This window comes from Herbaspirillum sp. Sphag64 (genome assembly GCF_014192645.1).
In the GTDB taxonomy this organism is placed as follows: domain Bacteria; phylum Pseudomonadota; class Gammaproteobacteria; order Burkholderiales; family Burkholderiaceae_D; genus Herbaspirillum.
In genome coordinates, this window is record NZ_JACHYE010000002.1 from 313,671 (window position 1) to 331,927 (window position 18,257).

Genomic DNA, 18,257 nt, shown 5'->3' on the forward strand with positions numbered 1-18,257 from the left:
CGCGGCCAGCCATTCGATGTCTGCTTTATTGTACTAATAGCAGATATTCACCAAGGAAATAACTTATAAAGCCGTCCAGATATCACCACCCCTCCAATACCAAGCGTTGCCTCAAGCAGCAGCAACGCGATTACGCCCCCCACTCTTGGCCGCATACAGGGCTTCATCAGCACGGCTAATCAATTGATCCAGCGTTTCTTGATCCGTCAGCGCACTCACACCAAAACTGGCAGTCACGGCAATAGTTTTCCCCGGCTCAATCGAGAATTCACCAACCGACAGCTCCGAACGCAACTTCTCAGCAACCATCAAGCCCTGATCCAAATCGGTCTCCGGCAACAGAATGATGAACTCCTCCCCACCATAGCGGGCAAACAGATCCATCTTCCGCAATGCCTTGCCGGCAATCCCCACAACACGACGCAAGACCTCATCGCCAGCCAGATGACCATGCACATCATTGATCTGCTTAAAGTGATCAATATCCATGAGGATCAAAGCAAGCTGTCGTCGATACCGCTGGGCAATCGCAATGTGCGACTCACTCTGCACAAAAAAAGCCCGCCTGTTCAACACGCCGGTCAAAAAATCAGTATTGGATGACTGTCGCAGTTGCGCAATCAATGTTTCACGCTCACTGGCCAGACTGATGCGCTCAACACTGCGCCCCTTCAAGACATTCAGAGCCTGAAGCATACTGGACACCTCATCGGCATGCCGAGCAACAGGAATCTCTATATCAACCTTATCTTCAGCCAGCCCCACGACAATATTAGTTGCCTTGAGCACCGGCCCCAACACCCGTTGCCGGACAACATACATCAAGCCAAAAAAGCACAGAAAAGCAAACAGCGCCATTGCCACAGCCGAAATCAGGACGTTCCGCGCCTGCTGGTTGCGGGCCTCAGCCTGATGCATGAGATCAGCGAATATGACATCGCGCAAAAGAAGAATCGACGACATGGTCGGCACATAGCGCTGCGCCAGCGTCGCGGTATCAAGCCCATAGATTCCATTACCAAGCCCGGTTTGCACCAAGTCATTCAAAAAGGGCAAGCCCTGTCCAAAATATTGCTGATCCAGCACCGAGAGCGCAGTTAAGTACCCGGTATTGTCACGATACTCACGCATTTCGAGATCCAGCAGAGAGCGCAGCTGTTGAATACGCCCATAAAGCTTGCCAATCTCGATCACCTCACCCTTTGTCAGAGGGCGCTGAATAATTACTGGCGCCGTGAACTGCGAGCCAAGCTGCCCCGCGTATTCACGCAAACTGGCCGCAACCCGCATACCGGTCAAGCCATCCAGCAATTGAGGATCTGCCTGCACAGCAATGGCAGAGATATCAGAAACCGCAGAAATAAGCGCCGGCATCAAGCCCACCATGCCTTGCACAGCCTGCGAAATTGCCATAGACGAACGCTGCCCATATGCCAGCCCGGCCTGTCGATCAACTCGCTCCCGCGCCGGCACCAACGCCTGACTTACCCGCTCCAACTTACGCAACGCAGGTATATAACGCGCATCCGACTCCTCACGCAGCACTGCGAGCGCCCCCGCCAATGCCGCATCACTTTGCGCCCGCGCCGCCGCCAGTTGCTGCTGCCGAGCCGGTGACTGCTCATGATCTCCCATCAGTGCATTGGACGGCCCGCGCTCAAACGACACCTTCTCCATGGCAATCATGACCAACTGCAGCGAACGCACAGCCTCAGTACTGCCAGCACCACGCGCATAGGCACCCCACTCCACGAAGACGATACGCGCCGTCAACACAGAGAACAACAGCATTAATGCAATGGAAATTAGCCAGAACAGGCGACTTAGTGACATCTGAAGATCTCGATTTGCCGGTTCATACCCAGGCGATGGTAAATAATGGCCACAGCCAAATTGTGCTCTATTTTATAGGACAGCCGACGCAGACCCTATCAGACCGCGAAAATGCAACAGGCCAGCGCAACACTTCAGCAGCACTCCGGCACAGCCACATATCAGGCCAAGGAGCATGCGAGAATCCATTGCAAGAATGCAAGTATGTTTGCGCAGCAAAAAATAAAAAAGCCCTTGAAAACTCAAGGGCTTTTTACTTAATACTGGCGGAGAGGGTGGGATTCGAACCCACGGTACGGGAAACCGTACGCCTGATTTCGAGTCAGGTACATTCGACCACTCTGCCACCTCTCCGGTTAACCTAGTCGAATTTGCTACCCGGAAGCAGCAAAGCAAAAGAGTATAGCAGAAACATTTCAGATAAAAAAGGGGTGGACCTGAAATTGTTAGCCTGCCAACACCCGCCAACAACCTCCTCCACCGGCTACCTGAGCTGCTGCACGGAAATATTTTCTTATCATCATCTTGTCATAAATGGCCTTTACGATCTGATGTTGCTCAGCGCTCCCCGCTGCAATACTCCTATCATTGGTTGGCCCACTATGGCTCCATTCTCTTCACAAACATTCGACAACCCTTTCGCGCACACGCATACGCAAGAAGGGTTCGAACCGCGCGCCGGCATCACTGACGAGCTCTCTCAGGGCGACTCGCAATTACTGTCCCATCTGCATGAAATCATTTCGCAGCGGAGTCTGACAGCCTTGTTCCAGCCAATTATTCGCATGCGCAGCGGCGAGATCATTGGTTATGAGGGTCTCATCCGCGGCCCGTCGAACAGTCCGCTGCACTCGCCATTGAATCTGTTCAAGGTCGCCCGCGCCAATCGTTTATCAGTGCCTGTCGAACACCTTTGCCGCCACATCGTCATGGCGCAGTTCGCGCAATCCGGGCTGCCAGGCAATCTGTTCCTCAATGTCAGTCCAGGCGCACTGGTGCAACCAGAAGCCATTCAGGGGGAAACCCTGCGACACCTCGACAAACTGGGCATCAATCCACAGCGCATCATCATCGAGCTGACCGAAAACGAACCCACCTACGACTATGGCCTGCTGCGTAATGCCGCCATGCATTATCGCGAAATGGGCTTCCAGATTGCCATCGATGATCTGGGCGAAGGTTTCTCCAGCCTGCGCCTGTGGTCGGAGCTGCAACCCGAGTATGTGAAGGTCGACATGCACTTCATTCAGGGTATCAACAACGATCCCATGAAGCTGCAATTTGTTCGTTCAATTCAGGAAATTGCGGAAAAATCTGGCTCCATCGTCATCGCTGAAGGCATCGAAACCCAAGCCGAGCTGCTCACTATCCGTGATCTCGGCATCGCCTGTGGTCAGGGCTACCATATCGCACGCCCCAATGCCACGCCCAAGACCATCGTCGCCGACGATATCAGCAAGATCCTGCGGCGCGACAAGGTCCCTCTGGCCGCGCAGAAATACGGTGTCGGCAAGAAGAGCACCACTGTTTTCAAATTACTGCGCGAAACCCAATACGTCACACCCAATGTCTCCAACGATGACGTCTACAACCTCTTCGTCAATGACCCGTCGCTGCAGTCACTGCCTGTCATCAACAACGGTACACCAGTCGGGCTGATCAACCGCTACAGCATGGTCGAACGCTTTGCACGTCTGTATGGCCGCGAGCTGTACGGCAAGAAGTCCTGCACCTTCTTCATGGACCCCAACCCTCTGCTGACGGAACAGGACACCAGCCTGCAGGATCTCAGCCATATTCTGGTACAGGCCGAATCGCATCACTTGTCGAACGGCTTCATCATCGTCGATCAAGGGCAATATGTTGGCATGGGTACCGGCCACGACCTGCTGCGCGAAATTACCCAGATGCAGATTGAGGCAGCGCGCTATGCCAACCCGCTGACCCAGCTGCCGGGTAATGTGCCAATCAATGAACACATCGAATTTCTGCTGCAAAGCGGCGTAGAGTTCTGCATCTGCTACTGCGACCTCGATCATTTCAAGCCCTTCAACGATGTCTATGGCTATCGCAAGGGCGATGACATGATCCAGTTGACCGGACGCACCTTGAGCCAATTCTGCGACCCGCAACATGATTTCATCGGCCATATCGGCGGCGACGATTTTCTGATCATGTTCCAGAGCGATGACTGGGAGCTGCGTTGCAAATCGATGCTGGAAGCCTTCGAACAGGCATCCCAAACTTTCTACTATCTGGAAGACAAAGAACGCGGCGGCTATTACAGCGAAGATCGTCAGGGCAATCGGGTCTTGCATCCCTTGGTCAGCCTGTCACTGGGCGCGGTCAAGATCGAACCATCGCAGTACTCCTCGCCTCACCAGATTGCTTCGGCTGCCACCAAAGCCAAGAAACAGGCCAAGAAGACCGCCGGCAACAGCCTCTTCATCGAACGCCGTACACCAGCTACTTTTTCCTGGGCGTTGTAAACGTTTTCTACGACTTCAAGCGGCAATAAAAAAGGCCGACACCCTCGTGGGGTCGGCCTTTCTGCTTTCAGTAATGCCTCAAGCCTGCGGGCTCAATTTCTCGATACCGCCCATGTAGGGACGCAGTACCTGCGGGATAATCACGCTGCCATCAGCCTGTTGACCGTTCTCCAGCACCGCCACCAAAGTACGGCCAACCGCCAGCCCAGAACCATTGAGCGTATGCACCAGCTCAGGCTTGCCTTGCGCATTGCGGAAACGCGCCTGCATACGACGCGCCTGGAAGGCTTCGCAGTTCGACACCGAAGAAATCTCGCGGTAGGTATTCTGTGCTGGCAGCCAGACTTCAATATCGTAAGTCTTGGCCGCACCAAAGCCCATATCACCAGTACACAAGGTAATGACGCGATACGGCAATTCCAGCTTCTTGAGAATCGCTTCTGCATGACCGAGCATCTCGTCGAGCGCTTCGTATGATTTCTCGGGATGCACGATCTGCACCATTTCCACCTTGTCGAACTGATGCTGGCGGATCATGCCGCGCGTGTCACGACCATAGCTGCCCGCCTCCGAGCGGAAGCAGGGAGAATGCGCCGTCATCTTCAGCGGCAAGGTGTCACCGGCCACGATTTCGTCGCGCACCAGATTAGTCAGCGGCACTTCTGCCGTAGGAATCAGGTACAGCGCCGCATTGTCGCTGGAATCGCCTTCCTGACCGCCCTTCTTGGCAGCAAACAGATCCGCCTCGAATTTAGGCAACTGACCGGTACCGCGCAAGGAATCGGCATTCACAATATAAGGGGTATAGCACTCGGTATAACCATGTTCCAGCGTATGGGTATCGAGCATGAACTGCGCCAGTGCCCGATGCAAACGGGCAATGCCACCCTTCATCACGGCAAAACGCGAACCAGTGAGCTTTGCCGCCACATCAAAGTCCAGACCCAGTGCCGCACCGACATCAACGTGGTCCTTGACCTCAAAATCGAAGCTACGCGGCGTACCAACCTTGCGCAGCTCGACATTACCGCTCTCATCATGACCAGCGGGCACCGACTCATGCGGCAGGTTCGGAACCGCCAGCAGGAACTCGTTCAACTGCGTCTGGACTTCTTCAAGACGTGCGGCCGATGCCTTTAGATCGTCGCCGATCCCAGCCACTTCGGCCATCACGGCAGACGCATCTTCACCCTTGCCCTTGAGCATACCGATCTGCTTGGACAAGCTATTGCGCTTACCCTGCAACTCCTCGGTGCGGGTCTGAATCTGCTTGCGCTCAGCTTCAAGCGCATTGAAAGCAGCCACATCAAGCTGAAATTTACGCGCCGCCAGACGTGCTGCGACATTGGCGATGTCTTTACGAAGAAGTTGAATGTCGATCATGGAATACCAAAAGAAAAAATACCGAAAAATTCCGAAAATACCGAAAATACCGAAACAGCAGACAACAAACCCCCGATTGTACCAAGGACATCAGCCCTGCTCGCACCTGCTCGGCCGATTGCACTAAAAATATCTATGCTTGGTTTACCATTGCAAAGGCGCCAACACGGCATTCACCACCCAACCCATATTACTTATGTCAGACTCCGTACCGCCACCTTCAGCAGCAACTCCCGTAGCCACGCGTACCACCCTGATCTCTTCCGCCATCGGCTTTCTGCTGGCGCTAGCCTGCGCAGTCTGGGCCGGTGTCCACTTCGCACAAAGCACCTCCAGCATCGGCTACGGAGCGCTGACCGGCTTGAGTTTTGGCGCACTGTTTGCGTTTGGTCAACGTATCAAACAGTATTTCCTGCCAGCATCCTCTCAACGCAAACAGAAACGTCCCATCAACCCAGCCGCAGTCGCCGAACTACGTCCAGCACAACGCGCAGCAGCCAATGCCAAGCCACTCAACGTCACCTTTGACGAAGATCAAATACAAATCCTGCGCGGCACGACAAAATTGCACAGCATCGACTGGCAAGATTTGGACGGGATCGTCATCGACATTGGTGGCAGCAAGCTGCCGATCCCCAACTGGGTCCTGACCGCCCAGGATCGCGAGAGCACCATCCGGATCCCCAACGACACACTTGGCATAGAGCAACTTACCGAACAATTCAGATTACGACTGAGCGGCTATGACAACGATGCCACCGATACCGCGATCATCAGTGCCATGGGCGCAGCGCAGGGCAGTTTCACGCTCTGGCAACGCGGTGTTGCACTAGATGACACCGATTGACCGAGATTGTTGTGATTTGCTAGCAAATGAATTACCGCTCCCCTATAGTCAACACATATTCCATAAAGCAAGTAAGGGAAGTCAACAGATGTGACGCGACTTGATCGCTGCTGCGATCGTCTTCCATTAACCCTTCACGTGATTACGAATGAACCAGCAGAACGATTTCCTTGACGCCATGGACACCCGCCAGCTCCGGCATGTCCTGGGCAGTATTGCACAAGGAGTATTGATGGCCGGGCTGGATCGACGACTGCTCTGCGCCAATGCTGGCTTTGAAAAAATTAGCGGCTACAAAGCCTGCGAGGTGATCGGGCGTGGCTGCGGCTTCCTGCAAGGACCGGCAACCGATCCCGCCAGCATTGCCCGACTGCGAGAAGGAATGGATGCCCACCAGCAGGTATCGTTAGAAATTCTGAACTACCGAAAGAACGGCGAACCCTTCTGGAACCAGCTCACGATTTCTCCGGTCTTCGACGACCAGGGTCAGGCGACACATTTCATCGCCCTGATCATGGACGTCACGGAACGCAAAAAAGTCGAGGCAAATGCCCAGGCCGGTGACGAGCTGCTGCGCAAGCTGATTGAGAATATCCCGGCAGGTGTCGTCATTCATGGGCCGCAGTCAGAAATTCAAATGGCCAACAATGCTGCATCGCAGATGCTGGGCCTGAGCATCGACCAGTTAATGGGTCGTGTTGCCATCGACCCAGACTGGCGCTTCACCGACCAGGACGGCAACACCATGCCGGTAGATAACTTCCCGGTCAATCAGGTATTACGTAGTAAAGAACAAGTGCATGGCATGATTGTCGGCGTGCACAAACACGGTATCGAAAACACGACCTGGGCACTGTGCAATGCCTTCCCGGTCATCTCAAGTACCGGTGCCATCGAACGCGTCGTGGTCACCTTCGTCGATGTCAGCGATCTGAAAAGCGCTGAAGCCGCATTGCGTCGTTCAGAGGAACGTCTGAACCTGATCCTGAAAGGATCACGCGATGCCCCATGGGACTGGGACCTGACAACGGATGAACTCTACCTCTCCCCTCGCTGGTGGCAGATGGTTGGCTACGAAGACGTTCCGTCTCAACAACACGCCTCCATCTGGAGAGACATCATCCATCCCGATGATAGTGCGCGATTCACCAAGGATCTGATCGGTTACCTGAAGACCGGGGTCGACTCCTTCGAGGATGAGTTTCGTATCCGCCACATGGATGGACACTACGTCCCCATCCTCTCGCGCGCCTTCATTTTGCGCGACCCCACCGGCTGGGCGATTCGCATCTCGGGTACCAACTCTGACCTGACCGAACGCAAGCAATCCGAAGAACGAATCAACCGGCTGGCCTTCTATGACGCCCTGACTGGACTACCCAACCGCCGACTCTTCATGGTGCAGTTACAAAAAGCTTTACAGCAAAGCACGCGCTCCCCAGAACACGGTGCCCTGCTGTTCATTGACCTGGACAACTTCAAATCCCTCAACGATACACTCGGCCACGACAAAGGCGACGACCTGCTGCAGCAAGTTGCCAAACGCCTGCAAAGCTGCGTACGCGATACCGATACCGTTGCCCGGCTGGGCGGCGATGAATTTCTGGTCATGCTGGAAGGCCTCAACGACAACAAGGACAACGCCGCCCATGAAGCCGAACACATCGGCAAGAAAATCCTGACCAACCTGAACCTGCCCTACGATCTGGCCGGTCACCATTTCCGCAGCACCTGTAGTATCGGCATTGCCCTGTTCAGCCAGCAATTGCCAACCATGGAAGAGCTGCTCAAGCAAGCCGATCTCGCCATGTATCAGGCCAAGACCTCAGGCCGCAACACGCTGCGTTTCTTTGACAGCGGCATGCAGATTGCGCTGGACCACCGGGTCGAGATTGAATCCCAGCTGCGTGATGCCATCCTGCTCAAACAGCTCACCTTGTATTACCAGCCACAGGTCGACAATGAAGCACGCGTCATTGGTACCGAGGCACTGGTGCGCTGGCTGCACCCCAACCATGGACTGATCTCACCAGCCGAATTCATCCCGATTGCCGAGTCGACTGGCATGATCCTGCCATTAGGGCGGCTGGTGTTACGCATGGCCTGCGAACAATTAGTGAAGTGGGCAGCGCATCCTGCAACTACCGAGCTCAGCGTCGCCGTCAACGTCAGCGCCCGGCAATTCCGTGAAGCTGATTTTGCGGATCAGGTGATGTTGATCGTGCATGAAACGGGAGCTAATCCCAAACTACTCAAACTGGAACTGACGGAATCGCTGCTAGCAGACAATCTGGACCAGATCATACAAACCATGACCGCATTGCGCAGTCAGGGTATCCGGTTTGCGCTTGATGATTTTGGTACCGGTTATTCATCACTGAGCTATCTGAAGCGCTTGCCGCTGGACCAGCTCAAGATTGATCAAACCTTCATCAGCGATGTACTCGACGGCGCCAACAACGCCACCATTGCCAAGGTTGTGATCAGCCTGGCCGAGACACTGGGTCTGGATGTGATTGCCGAAGGGGTCGAAACAGAAAGTCAGCGCCAGTTCCTGCTGGATAACGGCTGCCGACATTTTCAGGGCTATTTGTTCAGCCGGCCGCTGACCGTCGATGCCTTTGAAGAATTGTTCAAACGGTGAGCTGGCTGGTTTTGTTTTTGTTTCCCTCGCCAGCATCAGTTACTTGTTTTGTGCGAGGCAATTTTCTGGATGCAATATATCTCCAGGACTGGCGGGTAAATCAGCTTCCCACCATTTAGTCGTATCACCTTGCAAAACAGAGTTTTGTCGCCCTGACATCCATATCGGCATAAGTTTATCCCCCGGCGATGTTTTGCTTTCGTATAACAATTTCCCGGTCTTGTCATATAGGGATACGGTCGCCAAGCTCCAGACAAAGTGGTCTGCGAAGTTCTCCCAAAGACTCTGCCGATAGAGGACGTAGTACGCGCAATTCGGGCTATAGAATCGGGTGTTACCGTTTGGTCCGGGGGCGTAGTCGACAATAGGAAGTCTGAACATCACATACCAAAGACCGCCGATAACGATAAAAAACCAGACCACGCGCTTAAGCCAAAGGGATTTCAAGATCTGGTCCATGTGGTCTACTTTTCTTGCGCAAGGCAGTTTTCTGGATGCAAAAAGTTGCCTGGAGTTGTAGGCAAGCGATATCTCCACCAATTTTTGGCATCGCCTTGCGACACCGTGTTGGGTAACCAACGAGGATTAAGGCCATTCCCTAATGATGTTTTTCCTTTATGCAATAACTTCCCAGCCTTGTCATATAAGTACACGGTGTACGAGCTCCAGGAATATGGCTCTTTAAACTTCTCCCATAGACTTTGCCGATAAATTACGTAGTACGCACAATTTGGACTGGGGTAGCGCATATTGCTGTTTGGCCCTGGGACGTGACCGACAAGTGGAAGCTCGAATCCCATGAACCAAACGTTAGCGACAATGATGAAAAGCCAAACTACGCGCTTAAACCAGAGGGATTTCAATATCTGGCCCATAGTATGGCTCCCAAACCACGTCAGAAAAAACGAAGAAATCGCCACCAGCGTTGTGCGCGAGTTGCCAGCGCCGGAAATCCCTGTTCTGTACCTGTACAAAGTGGGGAAATCTCAAGTGACGTTTTATCAATGATGCTGGGCCGGACGCACTATGTACCTTGAATTCCGCCATCTCCGCCTTGGACAGGCAACGCTCCTTGCTCCATACGCCGAGGCCCATGAACCCATCCTCAAACCAGTTGGCATTGAAGTCGTAGGTATCACGAATATAGAAACCAAGCGCATCAATCTTGAAGAAGTCTTTTCCTTGGTCTGCGCCATGTAGTTTGCGGTAGGCATTACCAACGACTGCTACCTTGAGCGTTGCCCTGAAGATGGCACCATAGAAGTCGTCTAGCGTATCCCAGATACTTCCAAACGGCCACATATTCATCTGGCATATATAGTCCAACTGGTAAGCCGACATTCTCTTGCTACCGAGCGCAAATGATTGCCCACGCTCCCAACCATGACGGAATAGTTTTGTACGAAGTTCATCTACACCGTCCGGAGAGTTCCAATGCTTTTTGAGATAAGCCATCGCCTCTCTGACCTGCTGATACCGCATTGCCCAATCCATCTTGATGATGGAATCATTGACCTGACTGGCAGGCAGCTTAGTGTAATCAATCGACATTCCGAGAGGCGGTGGATTGGGATACTTACCACCTCGCCAACTCTCCGGCATACTCCACGCTGGCTTGATCGAAAACCAATGCCGCATCATCTGAGCGGAAACTCCCCATCCCATCTTCTCCATAGCACCCGGAAGATCATCCAGATGAAGCACATCCACATTGACGCGCACACCCTCGGTCATCGTTGCAGGCGTCATCTGCGCGACTTTGACAGGCGGGGCGCTGGCGGGGGCATTCATTGGCGTACTCCAATCGTGGTCTGGACTAAATAGGTCAGCGTCAGTGACTCTGCTTGCGCTGCGTCAGCCTTGGTCGTCGCGCCGTTTTCATCGAGGATGTGGTGATGCTCGCCGCGCTGGGTTGTGATGCCGTAGCTGAACCCTGTCGCTGGCCTTTCGGTTGCCTTGTCGTAGACCACAAAATGTTGATCAAAGCGCGCCATTACATCGCTGCTGGCCGCACGCGCTGAGGCCGTCGGTGTGTGCGCCGCGCTGAGCCTATCGTCCGCACCAAAGTACATGCCGTGGTTGCGGGAAGAAGCTCTCAATCGTGGTGATTTCTTGCATTTGCAGATACACAAATCATCATCCAGATTGATCTGCCTGCCATCGGGCCCGGTGAACCGATGACGAGGGCCGACACATCGGGTCTCGCCCCAGCTTTGACAGGTATTGCAATACACCGGGTCCCCCTCAAAACTGGGGCGCTTACCGTCATACATAATCGGCCATTGCTGGCTTCGAGGTTGGACTCTTCCACCGCCGGGCACAATGGTGTCACCCTCACAAACAAATGCTCTCCGCGACATATTCACCAACCTTTCATCAATGCGTTTCTCCGGCCTCAAAAAGTAAAACCGGCATGGCGCAACACGCAGCCGGCACATGAGATGCCCGCTGCGGATTGCGAATTGCTAATTACCAAGGACTAGGGGAAAACGATTGGCTAGCGCAAAGAAAATGTAGCCAATGTGTCAACAGTGCCGATTCTATTTAGCAGCCAACTTGCTGCAATAAAAATACGGATTGCGATGGGAAATGATGAGAAATGTTTGCCGCTTGAGTACACCAACCTGCCGCGCAATGAACGCAACAGGGCTCGGTAAATTGACTGCGCGTCAACAAGGAGAAACTTGAACCCGGTGTACCAAACATTGCCGACAATGATAAAAAACCATCCCACGCGCTTAAACCAGAGGGATTTCAATATCTAAGGCATGTGACCTACTTTTTCTGCACAAGGCAGCTTTCCGGATACAGAAAATTGCCAGGGGTTGTCGGCAAACGATATCTCCACCATTTGGTGGTATCGCCTTGCGAAACAGTATTGGGATTGGTGAGCCAAATCGGCATAAGTCTATCCCCTATGGATGTTTTGCTTTCATATAACAGTTTTCCGGTCTTGTCATACAAGGATGCAGTTGCCAAGCTCCAGACATAGCGGTCTGAAAAGTTTTCCCACAGGCTCTGTCGATAGAGGACGTAGTAAGAGCAATTCGGGCTATAGAATCGGGTGTTACCGTTTGGTCCAGGAGCATAGTCAACAAGGGGAAGCTTGAATCCTATGTACCAAACGTTGCCGACAATGATGAAAAACCATACTACTCGCTTAAACCAAGGGGATTTCAAGATCTGGTCCATAGTATGGTTCCCAAAGTACATCGGAAAATACGAAAAAATCACCACCAGCGTTGTGCGCATGTTGCCAGCGCTGAAAATCCCTATTTTGTACCTGAACAAATTGAGGAAATCTTAAGTGGCGTGTTAGCAATGATGCTGGGCCGGAGGCACTGTGCACCTTGAATTCCGCCATCTCCGCCTTGGACAGGCAACGCTCCTTACTCCATACACCGAGTCCCATGAAATTGTCGTCGTACCAGTTGGCATTGAAGTCGTAGGTGTCACGAATATAGAAACCAAACGCATCAACCTTGAAAAAGTCTTTGCCTTGGTCTGCACCATGCAGTTTTCGGTAAGCATTACCAACGACGGCTACCTTGAGGGTTGCTCTGAAGATGGCTCCATAGAAATCATCTAGCGTGTCCCATATACCGCCGAATTTCCTGATATTCATCTGGCATGTATAGTCCAACTGGTAGGCAGACATTCTCTTGCTACCAAGCGTCAATGGTTGCCCCCTTTCCCAGCCATGGTGAAATAATTTTTCACGAAGTTCATCTACTCCGTCCGGAGAGTTCCAATGCTGTCTGAGATAGTTCATCGCGTCTCTAACCTGCGGATACCGCATTGCCCAATCCATCTTGATGATGGAATCATTGACCTGACTGGCAGGCAGCTTGGTGTAATCAATCGACATTCCGAGAGGCCGTGGATTGGGATCCTTTCCACCTCGCCAGCTCTCCGGCATACTCCACGCTGGCTTGATCGAAAACCAATGTCGCATCATCTGAGCGGAGACTCTCCATCCCATCTTCTCCATGGCACCCGGAAGATCATCCAGATGAAGCACATCCACATTGACGCGCACACCCTCGGTCATCGTTGCCGGCGTCATCTGCGCGACTTTGACAGGTGTGGCGCTAGCTGATGCATTCATTGCTCGCCCCAGCTTTGACACGTCTTGCAATACACCGAGTCACCCTCACAAACAAATGCTCTCCAAGACATATTCACTACCCTTTCATCAATGCGTTTTATCCGGCCTCAAGTAAAGCCGGTATGGCGCAACACGCAGCCGGCACATGAGATGCGCGCTGCGAATTACGGATTGCTAATTACCAAGGACTAGGGGGAAACGATTGGCCAGCGCAAAGAAAAGGTAGCCAATGTGTCAACAGTGCCGATTCTATTTAGCAGCCGACTTGCTGCAATAAAAATACGGACTGCGATGGGAAATGATGAAAAAAGTTTGCCGCTTGAGCACACCGCCCTGCCGCGCAATGAACGCAACAGGGCTCGGTAAATTGACTGCGCGTCAACAAGGGGAAGCTTGAACCCGATGTACCAAACATTGCCGACAATGATAAAAAACCATCCCACGCGCTTAAACCAGAGGGATTCAATATCTGATCCATGTGCTCTACTTTGTCTGCGCGTGGCAGTTTTGCGGATGCCACCTATCACCAGGGCTTGTGGGTAAATCATATTCCCACCAGTTTTCCGTATCGCCTTGAAAAACAGAATTTTTTCGTCCTGATAACCAATAAGGATTAAAGCTATTTCCTGTTGATGTCTTGCTTTTATGCAGCAATTTTCCTGCCTGATTGTATAAGTAAACAGTTGATACGCCCCAAGGATAGGGGTCTGTCATTTTCTCCCACAGACTTTGCCGATAGCGGACGTAGTACTCGCAATTCGGACTATAGTAGGGGATATATCCCTCTGCTCCAGGTTCGTAGTTGAAAATAGAAATCTTGAATCCGAAGTACCAAACGTTGCTGACAATGATGAAAAACCACACTAGGCGCTTAAGCCAGAGGGATTTCAATATCTGGTCCATTGTATGGCTCCCAAAGTACGTCAGAAAAAACGAAGAAATCGCCACCAGCGTTGTGCGCATGTTGCCAGCGCTGAAAATCCCTGTTCTGGACCGGTACAAAGTGAGGAAATCGTAAGTGACGTGTTAACAATGATGCTGGTCCAGATGCGCTATGTAGCTTGAATTCCGCCATCTCCGCCTTAGACAGGCAACGCTCCTTACTCCATACACCGAGCCCCATGAACCCATCGTCGAACCAGCTAGCATTGAAGTCGTAAGTGTCACGAATATAGAAACCGAGCGCATCAACCTTGAAGAAATCTTTGCCTTGGTCTTCACCATGCAATTTGCGGTATGCATTACCAACGACTGCTACCTTGAGCGTTGCTCTGAAGATGGCTCCATAGAAATCATCTAACGTGTCCCAAATACCGCCAAATTTCCTGATATTCATCTGGCATATGTAGTCCAACTGGTAAGCCGACATTCTCTTGCTACCGAGTGCAAATGATTGCCCACGCTCCCAACCATGGCGAAATAATTTTTCACGAAACACAATTGCGCCACCCCGAGAGTTCCAATGCTGTCTGAGATAAGCCATCGCCTCCCTGACCTGCGGATATCGCATTGCCCAATCCATTTTGATAATACTGTCGTTCACTTGGCTCGGTGGGAGCCGGGTGTAATCGATGTTTTTTCGCAGACCGAGAGCATCAGCAGGATATTGTCCACCTCGCCAACTCTCCGGCATACCCCACGCCGGCTTGATCGAAAACCAATGCCGCATCATCTGAGCGGAAACTCTCCATCCCATCTTCTCCATAGCACCCGGAAGATCATCCAGATGAAGCACATCCACATTGACGCGCACACCCTCGATCATCGTTGCAGGTGTCATCTGCGCGACTTTGACAGGCGGAGGGCTGGCTGATGCATTCATTGCTCGCCCCAGCTTTGATACGTCTTGCAATACACCCGGTCACCCTCACAAACAAATGCTCTCCAAGACATATTCACCAACCTTTCATTAACGCGATTTATCCGGCCTCAAGTAAAGCTGGTATGGCGCAACACGCAGCCGGCACATGAGATGCCCGCTGCGGATTGCGGATTACTAATTACCAAGGACTAGGGGGAAACGACTGGCCAGCTCAACATAAAATGTAGCCAATGTATCAACAGTGCCGATTCTATTTAGCAGCCAACTTGCTGCAATAAAAATACGGATTGCGATGGGAAATAATGAGAAATGTTTGCCGCTTGAGTACACCACCCTGCCGCGCTATGAACGCAGCAGGGCTCGGTGAATTGACCACGCATTGACTTCGATTACAGCGCCGCTTCTGCTGCAGGTGTGACTTCCTCCTCGACTTCTTCGCCCTCTTCTTCCTGATTCAACACCTCCACCTGCCGCCGCGCTTCATCGCGCAGCAAGCCTGCCGAGGCAATCGCCAGCCGCATCAATTGATCGGCATGGACGACGCCAATCGCCGGTGCGACGATATTGTCAGCATCGGCATCCTGATTGGCTTCGTGCTCCAGTTGGCGGGTGTAAAACAATTGCAGACAGGCGTGTATTCCTGCCGAGACGTCGAGCGTTGTCTCCAGCAAGTTGCCGTAAAGGCTGCCTTGGTGTGAACCTTCTATCCAGTGAAAATCTTGATGGGTGGGATCGCAATATTGTTGTTGTTCGTCATGCGCGGTGCTGGCATTACTGTCGGTGTAGTTCATGAAGCCTCCGTAGATGCAGGACAGAACCCGTCAGCTCCTCAACAGATGAGGGTGGCGGGCACAAGACAGGGTTAGCGGACCGGACTCATTTCCAAAACCGGCATGCCCGAAGGCATCCCTGCCAAGGCCCGCCGTAGAGGCGTGCAAAGACAGGGCGAAAAAAACGCGTCAACGAAGGACGCGGCTTTTCGCCGGAAACAAGTACGGGCCGCTAAACCCGGTTCCCTCTTTATCGGGAACGCGTCAAGAATACCGGTCGGCAAAACGAGGGTCAATGGTAATTGTCTGATTGTGATGAATCAGATTGCGTGCGGCGTTGGAGAGCTGCAAATTTATTCTTTGCCCGCTTCTTCATCCCACTGCTTCAGCTGCGCCAGCTTCTCGCCGATCTTGATTTCCAATCCTCGCGGCACCGGCTGGTACCAACCGGGCTCGTCGATCCCCTCCGGCAGATAGGTTTCACCAGCTGCATAGGCATTGGGTTCGTCGTGGGCGTAACGGTATTCGTGGCCGTAACCGAGCTCCTTCATGAGCTTGGTTGGCGCATTGCGCAAATGCACCGGCACCTCGCGGCTCTTGTCCTGCTTCACAAAAGCTCTGGCCTGGTTGTAGGCCATGTAGCCAGCGTTGCTCTTGGCGGCAACGGCCAGATAAATTACGGCTTGCCCGAGTGCCAGCTCGCCTTCCGGGCTGCCTAAGCGTTCAAAGGTCAAGGCGGCATCGTTGGCGATTTGCATCGCTCGGGGATCGGCCAGACCGATGTCTTCCCATGCCATGCGCACGATGCGCCGCGACAGATAGCGCGGGTCCGCGCCGCCGTCGAGCATGCGGGTGAGCCAGTAGAGCGCTGCATCGGGATTGGAGCCGCGCACCGACTTGTGCAGGGCGGAAATTTGGTCATAGAAATTGTCGCCGCCTTTGTCAAAACGCCGACTGTTCAGGGTCAGCGCATTCTGTACAAACTCGGCATCAATGCGCTCGACACCGGTCGCACCGGCTGCGGTCTGGCATTGTTCCAGCAGGTTCAGGAAACGTCGGGCATCGCCATCGGCATAGCCGATGATGGTGTCTCTGGCGAGGTCATCAAAGGCCAGCCCACCGAGCGCTTTGTCTTGTGCGCGCTTGAGCAGGAACTGCATTTCGTCGTCGGTGAGCGACTTCAGGACATAGACCTGCGCTCTTGATAACAGCGCTGAATTGACTTCGAAAGACGGGTTTTCAGTGGTGGCGCCGATGAAAGTAACGAGGCCACTTTCTGCATACGGCAGCAGCGCATCTTGCTGGGACTTGTTGAAGCGGTGAATTTCGTCAACGAACAGGATGGTGTGCTTACCCATCGACAGATTTTGCTGTGCCTGCTCCATCGCGGCGCGGATGTCTTTGACGCCCGAGAACACCGCTGAGAGCGCAATGAATTCACACTTGAACGCCGTTGCGGTCAGACGTGCCAGGGTGGTCTTGCCGACACCGGGTGGGCCCCAGAAGATCATCGAGTGCGGCTTGCCGGACTGGAAAGCCAATCGCAATGGTTTGCCTTCGCCGAGCAAGTGCGATTGCCCGATGACCTCGTCGAGGGTCTTGGGGCGTAGCGCTTCAGCTAGCGGGGCGGAGGGTTCCTGTGCGAACAGATCAGACATGAATGGACTTGAAATAGAGGCGCTGGCGCCGGTTGATCACCGACTCAATTATTGAAAACGTCAGCGCCCTTGGGGATCACGAAGCGAAAACTGTCGGCCTTCAGCGGCGGATTTTTTTCAAAGTTGGTGAAAGTCAGCAAGGATGTCTGGCCAAACGAATCACGCAACTCCATTGCCATTGGCACGCCATCCTTCAAGCCGATACCGATCTGGTCGAAGCTGGTGTCCTTGGTTTTGGGCGTAGCCTGCAACCACTCCATGCCGTCCTTGGTGCCACCTTCCTTGAGGGTGAAGTTCTGTTCCAGATCGTTGCTGCCGAACAGAATCGCTGCCGGTGACGAGCCGAGGGCATTGCCCAGCTTGCGGGTGGTGACCTGATTGAGATCCTTGTCGTAGATGTACAAGGTCTGGCCGTCGGCTTGCAGCAACTGCTCATAGGGCTTTTGGTAAGTCCAGATGAACTTGCCGGGACGGGAGAAGATGAACGTGCCGCTGGAGGTGTTGGACACCTTGACGGTACCGCTGTCGATCTTGACCAGTCGCTGCACAAACTGGCCCTTGGCCGATTGCGTAGAGCTAACGAATTGCTTGAACTGGTCCAGTGCGCTGGCGCTGGCGTGTGCAGACAGGGCCAACAGGCTCAGACTCACGCTCAAATTCAAGGCGAGGGATAAAAACGAGGTTCTTTTCAGCATAAATTCCG

General features: G+C 53.1%; 15 protein-coding genes and 1 tRNA gene. 3 read left to right on the forward strand and 13 right to left on the reverse strand.

Annotated elements, in window-relative coordinates; translation table 11 throughout:
- Positions 1-111 precede the first annotated feature (111 nt).
- Together FHW66_RS06445 and FHW66_RS06450 are read right to left on the reverse strand one after the other, a co-directional pair.
- Positions 112-1,833 (reverse strand): GGDEF domain-containing protein, encoded by a 1,722-nt coding sequence (locus FHW66_RS06445; protein ID WP_183378940.1) that lies wholly within the window; start codon positions 1,831-1,833, stop codon positions 112-114.
- 264 nt (positions 1,834-2,097) lie between these two features.
- A tRNA-Ser gene (locus FHW66_RS06450) sits at positions 2,098-2,187 on the reverse strand.
- 248 nt (positions 2,188-2,435) lie between these two features.
- Here FHW66_RS06450 and FHW66_RS06455 point away from each other — a divergent pair.
- Entirely contained in the window at positions 2,436-4,322 is a 1,887-nt protein-coding gene (locus FHW66_RS06455; protein WP_255458842.1) for a GGDEF domain-containing protein, read from the forward strand.
- Positions 4,323-4,400: 78 nt separating this feature from the next.
- Here FHW66_RS06455 and serS read toward each other — a convergent pair whose 3' ends face one another.
- Positions 4,401-5,705, reverse strand: a complete 1,305-nt coding sequence (gene serS / locus FHW66_RS06460; RefSeq protein ID WP_183378941.1) for a serine--tRNA ligase — start codon at positions 5,703-5,705, stop codon at positions 4,401-4,403.
- A gap of 196 nt (positions 5,706-5,901) precedes the next feature.
- Here serS and FHW66_RS06465 point away from each other — a divergent pair, with 196 nt between their 5' ends.
- Complete coding sequence (locus tag FHW66_RS06465; RefSeq protein WP_255458843.1) at positions 5,902-6,552, forward strand: hypothetical protein; 651 nt, start codon at positions 5,902-5,904, stop codon at positions 6,550-6,552.
- 148 nt (positions 6,553-6,700) lie between these two features.
- Positions 6,701-9,196 carry a bifunctional diguanylate cyclase/phosphodiesterase gene (locus FHW66_RS06470; RefSeq protein WP_183378942.1) on the forward strand — a complete coding sequence of 832 codons (2,496 nt, stop codon included), beginning with the start codon at positions 6,701-6,703 and terminating at the stop codon, positions 9,194-9,196.
- Positions 9,197-9,235: 39 nt separating this feature from the next.
- Here the strand turns inward: FHW66_RS06470 and FHW66_RS06475 are convergent, their stop codons facing one another.
- The 10 genes from FHW66_RS06475 to lolA all read right to left on the reverse strand — a co-directional run bounded on the left by FHW66_RS06475 (position 9,236) and on the right by lolA (position 18,249).
- Complete coding sequence (locus tag FHW66_RS06475; protein WP_183378943.1) at positions 9,236-9,655, reverse strand: hypothetical protein; 420 nt, start codon at positions 9,653-9,655, stop codon at positions 9,236-9,238.
- 384 nt (positions 9,656-10,039) lie between these two features.
- Positions 10,040-10,987, reverse strand: coding sequence for a DUF6402 family protein (locus tag FHW66_RS06480; RefSeq protein ID WP_183378944.1), 948 nt, complete (start codon positions 10,985-10,987; stop codon positions 10,040-10,042).
- Positions 10,984-11,295, reverse strand: coding sequence for a hypothetical protein (locus FHW66_RS06485; protein WP_183378945.1), 312 nt, complete (start codon positions 11,293-11,295; stop codon positions 10,984-10,986). The genes FHW66_RS06480 and FHW66_RS06485 overlap by 4 nt, the downstream gene beginning before the upstream one ends.
- Before the next feature lie 1,061 nt (positions 11,296-12,356).
- Positions 12,357-13,304, reverse strand: a complete 948-nt coding sequence (locus tag FHW66_RS06490) for a DUF6402 family protein (RefSeq protein ID WP_183378946.1) — start codon at positions 13,302-13,304, stop codon at positions 12,357-12,359.
- Positions 13,305-13,492: 188 nt separating this feature from the next.
- Complete coding sequence (locus FHW66_RS06495) at positions 13,493-13,852, reverse strand: hypothetical protein (RefSeq protein WP_183378947.1); 360 nt, start codon at positions 13,850-13,852, stop codon at positions 13,493-13,495.
- The gene (locus tag FHW66_RS20720; protein WP_221202696.1) at positions 13,788-14,195 is read right to left on the reverse strand and encodes a hypothetical protein; all 408 of its coding nucleotides are present in this window, start codon (positions 14,193-14,195) and stop codon (positions 13,788-13,790) included. Before FHW66_RS20720 ends, FHW66_RS06495 begins: the two co-directional genes overlap by 65 nt.
- Positions 14,176-15,126 (reverse strand): DUF6402 family protein, encoded by a 951-nt coding sequence (locus FHW66_RS06500; RefSeq protein WP_183378948.1) that lies wholly within the window; start codon positions 15,124-15,126, stop codon positions 14,176-14,178. Before FHW66_RS06500 ends, FHW66_RS20720 begins: the two co-directional genes overlap by 20 nt.
- Before the next feature lie 389 nt (positions 15,127-15,515).
- Positions 15,516-15,917: a hypothetical protein gene (locus tag FHW66_RS06505; protein WP_183378949.1), complete on the reverse strand. Its 402-nt coding sequence runs from the start codon at positions 15,915-15,917 to the stop codon at positions 15,516-15,518.
- 332 nt (positions 15,918-16,249) lie between these two features.
- Positions 16,250-17,554, reverse strand: a complete 1,305-nt coding sequence (locus FHW66_RS06510; RefSeq protein WP_183378950.1) for a replication-associated recombination protein A — start codon at positions 17,552-17,554, stop codon at positions 16,250-16,252.
- A gap of 44 nt (positions 17,555-17,598) precedes the next feature.
- Positions 17,599-18,249: an outer membrane lipoprotein chaperone LolA gene (gene lolA, locus FHW66_RS06515; RefSeq protein WP_183378951.1), complete on the reverse strand. Its 651-nt coding sequence runs from the start codon at positions 18,247-18,249 to the stop codon at positions 17,599-17,601.
- Between the last annotated feature and the right edge of the window lie 8 nt (positions 18,250-18,257).